Annotated in this window: 13 protein-coding genes; 6 read left to right on the top strand and 7 right to left on the bottom strand. The window is 59.3% G+C overall.

Features of this window, described 5'->3' with window-relative positions; translation table 11 throughout:
* Window positions 1–45 precede the first annotated feature (45 nt).
* A complete protein-coding gene (locus BLT55_RS22465) occupies window positions 46–957 on the top strand; it encodes a D-hexose-6-phosphate mutarotase (RefSeq protein ID WP_055000715.1) in 912 nt (303 codons plus the stop codon).
* A gap of 25 nt (window positions 958–982) precedes the next feature.
* On the opposite strand, the gene BLT55_RS22460 is transcribed toward BLT55_RS22465, so the two are convergent.
* From BLT55_RS22460 to purE, 4 genes are all read right to left on the bottom strand, one after another.
* Complete coding sequence (locus BLT55_RS22460) at window positions 983–1,516, bottom strand: DUF3299 domain-containing protein (RefSeq protein ID WP_007252258.1); 534 nt, start codon at window positions 1,514–1,516, stop codon at window positions 983–985.
* Between the two features lie 83 nt (window positions 1,517–1,599).
* The gene (locus BLT55_RS22455; protein ID WP_007252259.1) at window positions 1,600–1,845 is read right to left on the bottom strand and encodes a GlsB/YeaQ/YmgE family stress response membrane protein; all 246 of its coding nucleotides are present in this window, start codon (window positions 1,843–1,845) and stop codon (window positions 1,600–1,602) included.
* A 474-nt stretch (window positions 1,846–2,319) separates the two neighbouring features.
* Window positions 2,320–3,402, bottom strand: a complete 1,083-nt coding sequence (locus tag BLT55_RS22450) for a 5-(carboxyamino)imidazole ribonucleotide synthase (RefSeq protein WP_055000714.1) — start codon at window positions 3,400–3,402, stop codon at window positions 2,320–2,322.
* A gap of 9 nt (window positions 3,403–3,411) precedes the next feature.
* Window positions 3,412–3,903, bottom strand: a complete 492-nt coding sequence (purE, locus tag BLT55_RS22445) for a 5-(carboxyamino)imidazole ribonucleotide mutase (protein ID WP_007252261.1) — start codon at window positions 3,901–3,903, stop codon at window positions 3,412–3,414.
* 450 nt (window positions 3,904–4,353) lie between these two features.
* On the opposite strand from purE, the gene BLT55_RS22440 reads away from it, so the two are divergent.
* Window positions 4,354–4,971 (top strand): reprolysin-like metallopeptidase, encoded by a 618-nt coding sequence (locus BLT55_RS22440; protein ID WP_055001630.1) that lies wholly within the window; start codon window positions 4,354–4,356, stop codon window positions 4,969–4,971.
* 239 nt (window positions 4,972–5,210) lie between these two features.
* The gene (locus BLT55_RS22435; protein WP_055001631.1) at window positions 5,211–5,843 is read left to right on the top strand and encodes a zinc metalloprotease; all 633 of its coding nucleotides are present in this window, start codon (window positions 5,211–5,213) and stop codon (window positions 5,841–5,843) included.
* A 35-nt stretch (window positions 5,844–5,878) separates the two neighbouring features.
* Here the strand turns inward: BLT55_RS22435 and BLT55_RS22430 are convergent, their stop codons facing one another.
* On the bottom strand, window positions 5,879–6,790 hold the full coding sequence (locus tag BLT55_RS22430; protein WP_055001632.1) for a LysR substrate-binding domain-containing protein: 912 nt from the start codon (window positions 6,788–6,790) through the stop codon (window positions 5,879–5,881).
* 295 nt (window positions 6,791–7,085) lie between these two features.
* On the opposite strand from BLT55_RS22430, the gene aspA reads away from it, so the two are divergent.
* The 3 genes from aspA (at window position 7,086) to BLT55_RS22415 (ending at window position 11,277) form a co-directional block, all read left to right on the top strand.
* A complete protein-coding gene (aspA, locus tag BLT55_RS22425; protein ID WP_007252264.1) occupies window positions 7,086–8,510 on the top strand; it encodes an aspartate ammonia-lyase in 1,425 nt (474 codons plus the stop codon).
* A 281-nt stretch (window positions 8,511–8,791) separates the two neighbouring features.
* Window positions 8,792–10,243 carry an alanine/glycine:cation symporter family protein gene (locus BLT55_RS22420; RefSeq protein ID WP_007252265.1) on the top strand — a complete coding sequence of 484 codons (1,452 nt, stop codon included), beginning with the start codon at window positions 8,792–8,794 and terminating at the stop codon, window positions 10,241–10,243.
* 29 nt (window positions 10,244–10,272) lie between these two features.
* Entirely contained in the window at window positions 10,273–11,277 is a 1,005-nt protein-coding gene (locus tag BLT55_RS22415) for an asparaginase (protein WP_055001633.1), read from the top strand.
* A gap of 61 nt (window positions 11,278–11,338) precedes the next feature.
* Here the strand turns inward: BLT55_RS22415 and BLT55_RS22410 are convergent, their stop codons facing one another.
* Window positions 11,339–12,226 carry a bestrophin family protein gene (locus BLT55_RS22410; RefSeq protein ID WP_007252267.1) on the bottom strand — a complete coding sequence of 296 codons (888 nt, stop codon included), beginning with the start codon at window positions 12,224–12,226 and terminating at the stop codon, window positions 11,339–11,341.
* 117 nt (window positions 12,227–12,343) lie between these two features.
* Window positions 12,344–13,555, bottom strand: coding sequence for a YeeE/YedE family protein (locus tag BLT55_RS22405; RefSeq protein ID WP_055001634.1), 1,212 nt, complete (start codon window positions 13,553–13,555; stop codon window positions 12,344–12,346).
* Window positions 13,556–13,606: the final 51 nt, after the last annotated feature.

Here is a 13,606-nt window from a genome sequence, read left to right as displayed (position 1 = left end):
GTGAAGCGGTCTATTTTCATCACGGTCCTTGAGTGAGAACTTTGCATGCCAACATCCCCGGTTGAACCTGTCGTTGAATCCGTCCAGTACGACGAGCTGAATTGCTGGCGTATCCGCCACGGCGAGGCCGAGTTGCTGGTCGCCCAGCAAGGCGCGCATATCCTCAGCTATCAACTGGCCGGGCAGCCGCCGCTGATCTGGCTGAACGAAGAAGCCGTGTTCAAGAAAGGCAAACCGATCCGCGCTGGCATCCCCATTTGCTGGCCATGGTTCGGCAACCTGGAGCGCAACCCTGAAAGCGTGCAGGCCATGCGCCAGAGCAGCGAACCGGCCAAGGCACACGGCGAAGTCCGGGCGCTGGATTGGGAACTGCTCGGTATCGGTGAAGATGGCGATGCGCTGCTGGTGGAATTCGTCCTGCCTCAAGCCGAAGGCCATTTGCCCGGCTGGCCACACACTGTCGCCCTGAAGCTGAGCATTCGCCTCGACCATGCACTGAATGTAAGTCTGGTCAGCTACAACTGCGGTGCCGAGCCAGTCACCTTCAGCCAGGCGCTGCACACCTACTTCGCCGTCAGCGACGTGCGCCAGATCAACGTCGAAGGGCTCGACGGCCTGACCTACATCGACACCCTGGAAAACTGGGAGGAGCGCAAACAGGCAGGCGACCTGACCTTCACCGGCGAAACCGACCGCATCTACGAAGACACACCCGGCGTGCTCAGCATCGTTGACCCCGAATGGCAACGCCGCATCCACATCCGCAGCACCGGCTCTGAATCGGCCATCCTGTGGAACCCGTGGATCGAAAAAACCGGCAAATTCACCGACATGGCAGCCGACGGCTGGCAGCGCATGGTCTGCGTCGAAACCGCCAATGTGCTGGACGACGTGGTGACACTGGCACCGGACCAGATGCATGTGCTGGGCGTAAGTGTCTGGAGTGAGGCGCTCTGATCAGCTATTGATCAAATTCGTGCCATCAAAGGTCCGACTCAACCACCACGCGGACCTTTGACGCATCCATCGCATACGCCGCGTCAGCCAAGTCGTTGTTGACCTTCTCGATCTTCAGGGTGCCTTCGACCCAGAGCGGTGTGTAGATATCATCCAGTTTCAGCCCTTTGGGGTAGCGCACCAATACCAGTTGATTGGGCGGCGGTGGCGGAACGTGGATGCAGGCGCCGGGATAAGGCACGAGGAAGAACAGAGTGCTGTGCCCTTTGGCGTCGGTTTCGAGGGGAACGGGATAGCCGCCGAGGCGAATGGTCTTGCCATTCATCGCGGGTACGGTCTTGGTCGAGTACATGACCGCGGGCAGACCCTTGCTCTGCTTCAATCCACCCTTGCTGTCGAACGTACCCATGGCTTCCGGAGAGTTGTGATCAATCTCGGGCATGGCTTCGAGGGCTTTTTGATCGGACTTGGGCATCAGCTCAAGCCAGTCGGTTTCCGGTAACTGGGCGTGTGCAAGCCCGGACACCAGCAGAAGAGTCATGAACAGGAAGCGACGCATGATAGAGCTCGGCAAAGAGTAGAAAAGTTGCCGCGCATTCTAGCCCTCTGCGCACTGTAAAACAGAGGGCCGACGCATAAGCGTTATTTCTTTTTGATCATGCCGTAGATGACCAGCAAGATAACTGCACCTACCAGCGCGCCGAGGAAACCAGCACCTTCGCCTGCCTGATAGATACCCAGAGCCTGACCGCCATAGGTGGCCGCAAGCGAACCGGCGATACCCAGCACGATGGTCATGATCCAGCCCATGCTGTCGTCGCCCGGCTTCAGGAAGCGAGCCAACAGACCAACGATCAGGCCGATAAAGATGGTTCCAATGATACCCATGCCATTTCCCTCTGTATTAAGTGAACATGCCTGAGCCAATAGCAGCTCCGGCTTACTGCTATCTGAGAACAGCAACAGGGAATGGTTCCGGCAAAATGGCGAGTTTGAGTCGAGGTGGAGAATTCTTCATAAAGGGCGGGGCTGATCCTGTATGAAGCTGAACGCAAAAGAGTGCCACGGCAGTTAAAACGCTCGTTCCGCATGCATCTGCGCTCAGCGTTATGCATAGGTCCCGAGATGCCCACAAAGCGGGCTTCTGCCCAGAGGGCGAAGAAGCAGACCGGGCGACGCTTCGCTTGTGTGGGAGCGGACTTGTCCGCGAAGAGGGTGGTACATCCGCAAAAAACTTATCGCTCCCACCATAGCCTTCGCGGACAAGTCCGCTCCCACAAAACACACAGATCGCGGACAAACGAGGCGTTGCCCGCGCCTACACCTGAGACTTGTGTATGACGCAGAGCATTGACGCGAGCGTTATGGCTTGATCAGCGCTTCGACCAACTTCACCTGACGATCCAGCGTGGCGCGGTCGGCGCTGCGAACCGTGGCGTGGCCTACTTTGCGGCCCGCCTTGAACGCTTTGCCGTAGTGGTGCAGGTGACAGTCCTCGACAGCCATGACCTTGTCCACGGCCGGTACTTCACCAATGAAATTCAGCATCGCGCTTTCGCCCACCTTGGCCGTCGAGCCCAACGGCAAGCCTGCAACCGCCCGCAGGTGGTTTTCGAACTGACTGCACTCCGCGCCTTCCGTGGTCCAGTGACCGGAGTTGTGCACACGTGGCGCAATTTCGTTGGCTTTCAGGCCACCGTCGACCTCGAAGAACTCGAAGGCCAACACACCCACGTAATCCAGCTGCTGCAGGACACGCCCGGCATAATCTTCAGCCAGTGCTTGCAACGGGTGATCGGTGCTGGCAATCGACAGACGCAGAATGCCGCTGTCATGCGTGTTGTGCACCAGCGGGTAAAAACGGGTTTCACCGTCACGCGCACGCACAGCAATCAGGGACACTTCCCCGGTGAACGGCACGAAGCCTTCCAGCAGGCACGGCACGCTGCCCAGCTCGGCGAAAGTACCGACCACGTCAGCTGCCGAACGCAAGACCTTCTGGCCCTTGCCGTCATAACCCAGGGTGCGGGTTTTCAGGACAGCAGGCAGACCGATGCTGGCCACGGCGGCATCCAGGTCGGCTTGCGACTGGATATCGGCGAACGCCGGGGTCGGAATGCCCAGGTCCTTGAAGATGCTCTTCTCGAACCAGCGATCACGCGCGATGCGCAGCGCTTCGGCACTCGGGTAGACAGGCACGAACTGCGACAGAAACGCGACGGTTTCAGCCGGGACGCTTTCGAACTCGAACGTCACCAGATCGACTTCGTCCGCCAGCTGACGCAAATGATCGAGATCGCCGTAATCGGCACGCAGATGCTCACCCAATGCAGCTGCGCAAGCATCCGGCGCGGGATCGAGAAAGGCGAAGTTCATGCCCAGCGGCGTACCTGCCAATGCCAACATGCGACCAAGCTGGCCGCCACCGATTACACCGATCTTCATGGAAAAACCTCAGGCGTGACGTGGGTCTGGATTGTCCAGGACGCTGTCTGTCTGTTCAGTGCGGAATTTCTTCAGCGCTGCATGGAATTGCGGGTGCTTGGCGCCGAGGATGCTTGCCGACAGCAGCGCAGCGTTGATCGCACCGGCCTTACCGATGGCCAGCGTCGCGACCGGAATACCGGCCGGCATCTGCACGATCGACAGCAGCGAGTCGACGCCCGAGAGCATCGAAGACTGCACCGGGACGCCCAGCACCGGCAGGTGAGTCTTGGCGGCGCACATGCCTGGCAAGTGCGCGGCACCGCCGGCACCGGCGATGATCACCTCAATGCCACGGCCTTCGGCTTCGTCGGCGTACTGGAACAGCAGGTCCGGCGTGCGGTGGGCTGACACCACTTTGACTTCATAAGGGATGCCGAGCTTTTCCAGCATATCGGCGGTGTGGCTAAGGGTGGACCAATCGGACTTGGAGCCCATGATCACGCCAACCAGTGCGCTCATCGTCGTGCCTCTCATCGGGCGCCCGCAGGCGCGTCTTAAAACAACAAGCCACGCAGGGAACCGGCGTGGCTTGTTGTACGAATAATGACCGATTCAACCGGCCAAAGGCCGCGCAGTATAGCGCAAAGTTGTGCGTTTAAAGCACCTGCGATCACCTTCCGTCAGCGGCCGGATTCCTGACACTCAACCCTTACGCCCTACACCACGAAGGCACTGAACCTACTGCTCGTAGCGCAAGGTGCGCCTGTTATCGCTGATCGGTATCTGCTTGACTGGTACCGCGACAGTCAAGTCGCCACCTGAATCTGACTCTCAAGGATGAGAACGTCTCTATGAAAAACGTACTAAGGAGCCGCTGATTTATTCGATTTTTCGTCCCTGCAAGGCTCTGGAGGCCTTGATTTATCTGGGGGCAACAGCTGGGTTTTAGAATAAATCAGCGTCTCCCTAATGAAAACCACATTGAAAACATGGCTGTCTCTGGCCGTCTTTTTTTACCTGCCATTTGCAACTGCAAGCGGACCCAATCTGGGGCTGTTCCTGGTTATGCATGATCAGCTCACACAGCAGGAACGTGCCGATCTGAGCGAGAGTTACCTGAGCCCGCTGATCGAACAGTTGACTGAAATCACCGGCCGTAGAGTCACCGTGATCCCCATCGCCAACGAACCCGGGATCACGGACTTCGACTATCGCGGTCTGGAAAAGGCCGATCTGCTGACCAACCTGTCTTTCATAAGCGAGCAATATGCAGACGCGAAAAACCTGCCGCTCCCGTCAGTGCGGCATAAGTACGTGTTCCTGACATCCAATAAAATCAGCCCGTTGACACATGGGGTCTCGGCACCAAACTACAACGTCGCCATTGCATCGCTGAAGAACTACAACACCGTGGCACACGAGGTTGGCCACCTGCTTGGCGCCACGCATGAAGCCGCAACCGGTTTCCCGTGCCAGACGACGATGTGGGGAGACTTCACGACCTCGATCATTCCCTGCTATTACTTCAGCGAAGCCAACAAGGCGCTGATTCGTAACTACGTCGACGGCACACCTGCCGTTCACTGAGAAATCGCCTCGCTGCGCGTCGGTTCGGCGCGCACACCCCGGCTCACGTTTTACGGACCACAGCTACCGGCACCTGCGACCTCATGAAATGCCTGCACCTGTCCTGCACCTTTGTACAGGTGAGGACTACATCGACCGCTGACAATGCTGATTTACCCGACGCCGCGATTGCTATTAATTATGGCCATGACCTGCTTTGGGTCATGAATCCCATTTGCTACTCACGGACGAGTAAAAACATGTTCAAGACAATCGCAAGATCTCTGCTGTTAATCGCTACCTTCACGCTGTGTCAGGCCGCACTGGCGGATGACACCTCGAAGCGCCCGCTGTTTTTCTTTCTGCTTATTCATGACGACGTAAAGGAAACCAGCGACGAGCGCCTCGCCGAGGACTACTTTGCCTGGCTCATCAAGGACCTGGAAAGCTTCACGGATCGTCGCGTTCACTTACAGTTCGTTCGCAACGTTCCTGACGTGACGGACTTTCAGTACAAGAACGAAAACACTGACCAGACTTACGCAGCGTGGAGGAGCGAAATCAATCAGTATTTGATCGATCAAAACCTGCCGCACAATGGCACCAACAAGTATCTGTTGTTGACCCAAAACAAGCTGAACGCCAGCACGCTTGGCTTTGCTACCCCGAATGGGCATACGGGCATCGCATCACTGGAAACGTTTACCGCACCTGCACATGAGCTTGGCCATATGCTCGGCGGTACTCACGAACTCGCAGAGGTCATTTACAAAGGTGGCTGGTGGTGCGAAACCAATCTGGTAGCGACCCGCCAATCCGTACGTGCCAACTGCTACGTCTACAGCGACAAAAACAAGCAAAAAATCGTCGCAAACCTGAGTGAGTACCCCTGAATGAAGCGCGGGCCGCTTGCCACGAGCGGCCCGCCTTACAATGACTCTGGTGGCGCAGCGCTTTCAAGCTTACGCCACAGCAGACGCACATTGGCCTTGCGCACCAGCGCGCAGCGGTACAGACGAATCTCCAGCGGAACGTGCCATTGCGGCCCGCCACACACCACCAATTCACCGCGCGCCAGTTCGGCGCGCACACTCAACTGCGGCACCCAGGCGATGCCCAGGCCTTCAAGCGCCATACTCTTCAGGCTGTCGGCCATCGCCGTCTCGTAAACCGTTGTGAAGCGCAGGTTGCGCTGACGCAGCAGCAAATTCACTGAACGCCCGAGAAACGCACCCGCACTGTAGGCAAGCAACGGCACACTGGCCTCGCCTTCCATGTCGAACAACGGCTGACCCTCGGCATCGGCGGCGCAGACCGGCAGCATCTCGGTATGCCCCAGGTGCAGCGAGGGGAAGATTTCAGCATCCATCTGCAACGCCGCATCAGGGTCGTAGAACGCCAGCATCAAATCGCAGCCGCCTTCACGCAAGGCGTGCACCGCGTCACCGACGTTGGTGGCGACCAGACGAGTCGCGATGTTCAGGCCTTCGTTACGAAGTTGAGCGATCCAGCGCGGAAAGAAGCCAAGCGCCAGCGAATGCGCAGCGGCAACCTGCATGACCTCGCCCTGCCCGCCTTCCAGGTGATGCAGGTGCCGCACCACCTCGCCCAGTTGTTCGACCACCGTGCGCGCCGTTACCAGAAACAACTGCCCGGCAGCCGTCAATTCGACGGGCGTGCGTGAACGGTTGACCAGGGTCAGCCCCAACGCGGCCTCCAGGCTGCGGATACGCCGACTGAACGCCGGCTGGGTCACGAAACGGCGCTCGGCCGCCTGGGAAAAGCTGCGAGTGGCAGCCAGGGCGCTGAAATCCTCCAGCCATTTGCTTTCCAGATTCATCAGGTCCTCCCGGACAATGGATGGCGGCCTCGCAAGGCATCGGTTTCAAACGGTCCCACTGGGACGACCGGCAACGCAGCGCCGATACATGATCAGACCCTGCTGATCGGCAGACATGCGCAGGCAGGGTGCGACAATTTGCCCTGTTTACGCGCCGAAACTGATCCGGGTCACACCCTCATTATGCCGTTATTGCATAGGCCAGCGTTTAACAGCATTGGTCAATTTTATCTGGCAAGCCCACTATTCGTGGCGTTCCGGCATTGTCCGTGCCTCTTTTGAGACCTTTTTTATCATGTCCTCGCCTGCATCATCACGCATCGAAAAAGACCTGCTTGGTGTTCTCGAAGTACCTGCCAACGCTTATTACGGCATTCAGACCCTGCGCGCGGTGAACAATTTTCACCTTTCCGGCGTGCCGCTTTCGCACTACCCGAAACTGGTTGTGGCGCTGGCCATGGTCAAGCAGGCGGCAGCTGATGCAAACCACCAACTCGGACACCTCAACGAGGCCAAGCATGCGGCGATCAGCGAGGCCTGTGCCCGACTGATTCGTGGCGATTTCCATGATCAGTTCGTGGTCGACATGATTCAGGGCGGCGCGGGTACGTCGACCAACATGAACGCCAACGAAGTCATCGCCAATATCGCACTGGAAGCCATGGGCTTCGAAAAAGGCGATTACAAGCACCTGCACCCGAACAACGACGTAAACATGGCGCAGTCGACCAACGACGCCTACCCGACGGCGATCCGTCTGGGTCTGTTGCTGGGCCATGACGCCCTGCTCGCCAGTCTGTCCAGCCTGATCCAGGCGTTCGCGGCCAAGGGCGAAGAATTCAATCACGTGCTGAAAATGGGCCGTACCCAGCTGCAGGACGCGGTGCCGATGACCCTGGGTCAGGAATTCCGTGCCTTCGCCACCACGCTGACCGAAGACCTCAACCGTCTGCGCAGCCTGGCACCCGAGCTGTTGACCGAAGTCAACCTGGGCGGCACGGCCATCGGTACCGGTATCAACGCCGACCCTGGCTATCAGAAACTGGCCGTCGACCGTCTGGCGCTGATCAGCGGCCAGCCGCTGGTTCCGGCCGCCGACCTGATTGAAGCGACGTCAGACATGGGCGCCTTCGTACTGTTCTCGGGCATGCTCAAGCGTACCGCGGTCAAGCTGTCGAAGATCTGCAACGATCTGCGCCTGCTGTCCAGCGGCCCGCGCACCGGCATCAACGAAATCAACCTGCCAGCGCGCCAGCCCGGCAGCTCGATCATGCCCGGCAAGGTCAACCCGGTCATCCCGGAAGCGGTCAATCAGGTGGCCTTTGAAATCATCGGCAACGACCTGTCGCTGACCATGGCGGCCGAAGGCGGACAGTTGCAGCTCAACGTGATGGAGCCGCTGATCGCCTACAAGATTTTCGATTCCATCCGCCTGCTGCAACGCGCCATGGACATGCTGCGCGAACACTGCATCGTCGGCATCACCGCCAACGAACAGCGCTGCCGCGAACTGGTCGAGCATTCGATCGGTCTGGTCACCGCGCTGAACCCGTACATCGGTTACGAAAACTCCACCCGCATCGCCCGCATCGCGCTGGAAACCGGCCGTGGCGTACTGGAACTGGTCCGTGAAGAAGGTTTGCTCGACGACGCCATGCTCGACGACATCCTGCGTCCGGAAAACATGATCGCTCCACGTCTGGCACCACTGAAGGCCTGACCGGAATGACCTGCGCAACCTGCTCACCAGATTGAGGGCCTAGACACCCCTCAATTTTTTGAGGGTCTGGGAGTGATTCTCCAGACCCTTTTTTTTGCCTGCGGTAAAGGGCTCCGATGCTGGACCCAGAGCCTTCGGCAGCTCACTTCCGACGAGCCATCCAAGGAAGTATTCATTCAGTGTCGCGGATGAAGAATCAGCCTCACAACAAAGCGACTACAGACGTAAAAACTTTGCACCGGTATAGTGCGCCCCCTCAAAAGTAGCGAGGAATAACAAAAATGTTGGAAATGATTAACGACTTTCTCTCCGGTAAGGTACTGATCGTACTTATCGTTGGCCTGGGTAGTTACTTCACGATCCGCTCGCGTTTCGTTCAGTTTCGACACTTTTTCCACATGTTCTCGGTGTTCCGCGACAGTCTGCGCAGCAGCGCCGGCCAGCTGAGTTCGTTTCAGGCCCTGATGCTCAGCCTTGCGGGTCGCGTCGGTGCAGGCAACATCGCAGGCGTCGGCATTGCCGTGACGCTGGGCGGTCCGGGTGCCGTGTTCTGGATGTGGGTTACTGCTCTGGTCGGCATGTCCAGCAGTTTCATCGAGTGTTCGCTCGCTCAGCTCTACAAGCGCAAGGACTCCGAAGGCCAGTTCCGCGGCGGTCCGGCGTATTACATCCAACACGGTCTGGGTAAGCGCTGGCTGGGTATGGTCATGGCCGTACTGCTGCTGGTGACCTTCGGCTTTGCCTTCAACGGCCTGCAATCCCACGCGGTGACCGACTCGCTGAAAAGCGCGTTCAACATCGATACCCGGACCACCGGCATCTGCCTGGTGGTGTTGCTGGGTCTGGCGTTCGTTGGCGGCATCAAGCGCATCGCGGCGATTTCCGACCTGCTGGTGCCGGTCAAGACCCTGATCTACATCGCGGTCACCATCTACGTCATCGTGCTGCAGATCGACCACGTGCCAGGCATGCTGATGACCATCGTCCGAAGCGCCTTCGGCCTTGATCCGGTGTTCGGCGGTCTGATCGGCAGCGCGATCGTGATGGGCGTGAAACGCGGCGTTTTCGCCAACGAGGCCGGCCTGGGCAGTGCGCCCAACGTAGCAGCCGTGGCACACGTGGAACACCCGGTCGCGCAAGGCGTGGTTCAGGCGTTCAGCGTGTTTCTCGACACCTTCGTCATCTGCACCTGCACCGCGCTGCTGATCCTGCTATCCGGTATCTACGACATCGGTTACGACGGTAACGGTATCGTACTGGCGCAGAACTCGCTGGCCGCTGTGGTCGGTGACTGGGGTCGCATCTTCATCAGCGTCGCATTGGCACTGTTCGTCTTCACTTCGATTCTCTACAACTACTACCTGGGCGAAAACAGCCTGCGGTTTCTGTTTGGCGAGAAGCTCAAGGCCATCATCCTCTATCGCATCGCGGTTCTGGCCCTGATCATGTGGGGCGCCGTCGTCGACCTGAAAGACGTCCTGGCGTTTGCCGACATCACCATGACCATGCTGGCGTTCGTCAACCTGATTGCCCTGGCGATGCTGTTCAAAGTCGTCAAGCGCATTCTGAATGACTACGATGCGCAGCGTCGGGCAGGCATCAAGACACCAGTGTTCGATTCCAGCCAGTTCCCTGATCTGGACCTCGACCGCAACGCCTGGCCTGCCAACCCGAGCCGTCAGTCGACACACGATGCCGAACTGGCTGGCAAAACTGCGACCGAAGCCCGATAACCCACGCGACATTACGCCGGAGAACAGCCATGACTCATGATGCACATCAACCCGCTCAGCGAGTCATGGTTCTATACACCGGCGGCACCATCGGCATGCAGGCCAGCGCCAACGGCCTGGCGCCTGCTTCGGGTTTCGAGGCGCGAATGACCGGGCAACTGGCCGAGCACCCGGAACTGGTGGTGCCCGAGTGGCGTTTTCGCGAGATGTCACCGCTGATCGACAGCGCCAACATGACCCCCGCTTACTGGCTGCGCTTGCGCGAGGCGGTGATCGAGGCGGTGGATGTCGATGGCTGCGACGCCGTGCTGGTGTTGCATGGCACTGACACCCTCGCCTACAGCGCTGCTGCCATGTGCTTCCAGTTGCTGGGCTTCAGCGCACCGGTGGTGTTCACCGGTTCGATGCTGCCCGCGGGCGTGCAAGACAGCGATGCCTGGGAAAACGTCAACGGTGCTCTGCTCGCGCTGGGCTCCGGCCTGGTATCGGGTGTGCAGCTGTATTTCCACGGCCAGCTGATGACCCCGGTCCGCTGCGCAAAAATTCGCAGTTTCGGGCGTCAACCGTTTGCGCCACTGCAACGCTCGCGTGGCGGTCACGCGGCGGTATCGCTGCCCGATGCGCTGAATTACCGTCAGCCGAAAAGCCTGGCGCAGGTCGCTGTATTGCCCCTGTTTCCGGGTATCGGCGCCGCTCAACTCGACGGTCTGATCGCCAGCGGCATTCAAGGGCTGGTGCTGGAGTGCCTCGGCAGCGGTACTGGCCCGAGTGATGACCCGCACTTTATCGCCAGCCTGGAAAACGCCCGGGCGCGCGGTGTCTGCGTGGTCGCGATCACTCAATGCCATGAAGGCGGTGTCGAGCTGGACGTGTACGAAGCCGGTAGCCGCCTGCGCAGTGCAGGCGTGCTTTCCGGTGGCGGCATGACCCGCGAGGCGGCACTTGGCAAACTGCACACGCTGCTGGGTGCCGGTCTGACGACGGAAGAAGTCCGGCGGCTGGTCGAGCTGGACCTGTGTGGCGAGCTGCGTTAAGCCACTGTAATTCCCCTGCTCTATCCGAGGCGTCCCGCACACGCGACACGCCTCGTTTTCCTTACGAAGCCTTGCATTCCTCCTGTGCGCCCCTGAGCATCGAATCCAGATTGCGCTCGATGTTGTTGCACAATGCATTCATCTGAATCACATGCTCGCTGGCCCGAAACGGACTTTGCAAATCGGTGCCGATCTTCTCGATCGCCAACAGCATGAAACCCACTACGGTGGAGGCCAGCGGCGTGAACCAGCCAAGGGTTTCCACCAGACCAATCGGCACTATCAAACAGAACAGCGTGATGAACAGCCTCGGGAACGCCACATACGGATAAGGCAACGGCGTATTGGCAATCCGCTCCATACCGCCCTGGCAATTGGAGATGTCGACCATGGTCGATTCCAGACGCGCCAGCCGAATGCTGTCCAGACGCCCCGCCTGGTATTCCTTGGCCAACAGCGCCGCCGACGTGTTGAGCAGGTCGTTAGGGAAGTTGTTGGTGTCGTGACGACGCTCGAATTCTTCGCGAGGAATCAGCATCTGAATCTCTTCTCCGCACTCAGTGCCCTTCAAGTGCGCAGACAGGCATTTCACGTAGGCCACGTGGCGACGCAACAAAACAGCTTTGACCGGGTTGATGCCGTCGTCATCCTCGACCAGCGTCAGTACCTGGCGAGCGAAACTGCGTGAGCTGTTGACCATTGCGCCCCACAACGTGCGCGCCTCCCACCAACGATTGTAGGCACTGGAGTTGCGAAAGCTGGTCAGCACGACCAATGCCGAACCGAGCAATGTCAGCGGTAACGACGGCAGGTTGATCTTGCGATCCAGAAAGAGCATGAAGTCGACGGTGACGATTACGTCCCAGATCAGCAACCAGAAAAGCGACCAACCCACGTAACCGATGGTCTTGCCGAGAAAACGGATTTTCGAAATGATCGTCTGCTGCAAAGGAATACCCCTCGGATGAATAAGCGAACCGCATGCGGACGCTACTGCACAGGCTTTGAATGCCAATGCGGCAGATGGTTCGCAGACGACCGCTTAATCTCGGGGGTTTCGACGCTTTCAGCAGCTGCTCAACGCCACTTGCGGGCGCTCGCCGGTAAAGAATATCGGACGCAGCCTGACGCCGACCACGTTGCCTATGTACGCCGCGACCAGCCACAGCCAGCCGTGCAGACTGCCGGAGGCGATCCCGCTGAAATACGCGCCGATGTTGCAGCCGTAAGCCAGTCGCGAGCCGTAACCCAACAGCAGACCACCGATGACCGCAGCCACCAGCGAACGCGTCGGGATATCCAGACTCGGCGCGAAACGTCCAGCCAATCCTGCCGCCAACAAGGCACCGAGCATGATACCGATGTCCATCACGCTGGTGATGTCTTGCCACACCGGTGCCGCCAGCGCCTTGGCATTCGCGGCGCTCTGCCAGAACACCCAGCTGCCGACGTCGACACCCAGGCTGCTCGCCGCTTTCGCGCCCCACAGAGCGAACGCCGAGGTGATGCCCCACGGCCGTCCGGCCAGCGCCAGCGTCGCGTAGTTCAGCACCGCCAGCGCCACCGCGCCCCAGACCAACACCCACGGCCCGCGCAGCACCCGGCGCAGGCCGCGATGCTCGGAGCTCACCGGCGCTTCAAGCTGGCCATGACGACGTTTTTCCAGCTTGACGGTGATCAACGCAATCAAGGCAAACAGCGCCAGGTTCACGATCAATGCAGGCAACACGCCGAAGCTCTTGACCACTGAAACGGGCGCAAACGCAGGCAGCGCAAACCACCAGTCCACGTGGTGCGTGGCGATCAGCGAGCCGAGGATGAAAAACAGCAGCGTGACCAGCATCCGTGCATTACCGCCACCGGCAGTGAACAGTGTGCCCGACGCACAACCACCTCCCAGTTGCATGCCGATGCCGAAGATGAACGCGCCGACGACCACCGAAATGCCGACCGGTGCGACCAGCCCGGTCACCGGTTGACCAAACAGCGTGCCCGCCCCCAGTGCCGGGAAAAACAGTACGACCGCCACCGCCAGCATGACCATTTGCGCCCGCAAGCCCGCGCCGCGTCGTTCACGAATGAACACTCGCCACGCCGAGGTGAAGCCGAACGCGGCGTGATACAGCGTCACACCCAGCGCTGCGCCGACGATCCACAGCATCACTTGGCGAATCCCAACGCTGAGCAGCAGAAACTGTGCGCCCATCAACAGCAGAAACAGCGCAGCCAGTGGCGCGCCGAACTTGCGTCCGGGTGTTGCAGACAGAGAAGTGTTCATAGGTCTCTCGAAGACAGGTAGCCAAAAAGCCGATTATACGCGTGCCGACCG

Source organism: Pseudomonas cannabina, from assembly GCF_900100365.1.
GTDB lineage: Bacteria > Pseudomonadota > Gammaproteobacteria > Pseudomonadales > Pseudomonadaceae > Aquipseudomonas > Aquipseudomonas cannabina.
Note: the sequence above shows the minus strand (reverse complement) of the source record. Positions and strands in the feature narration are given on the sequence as shown.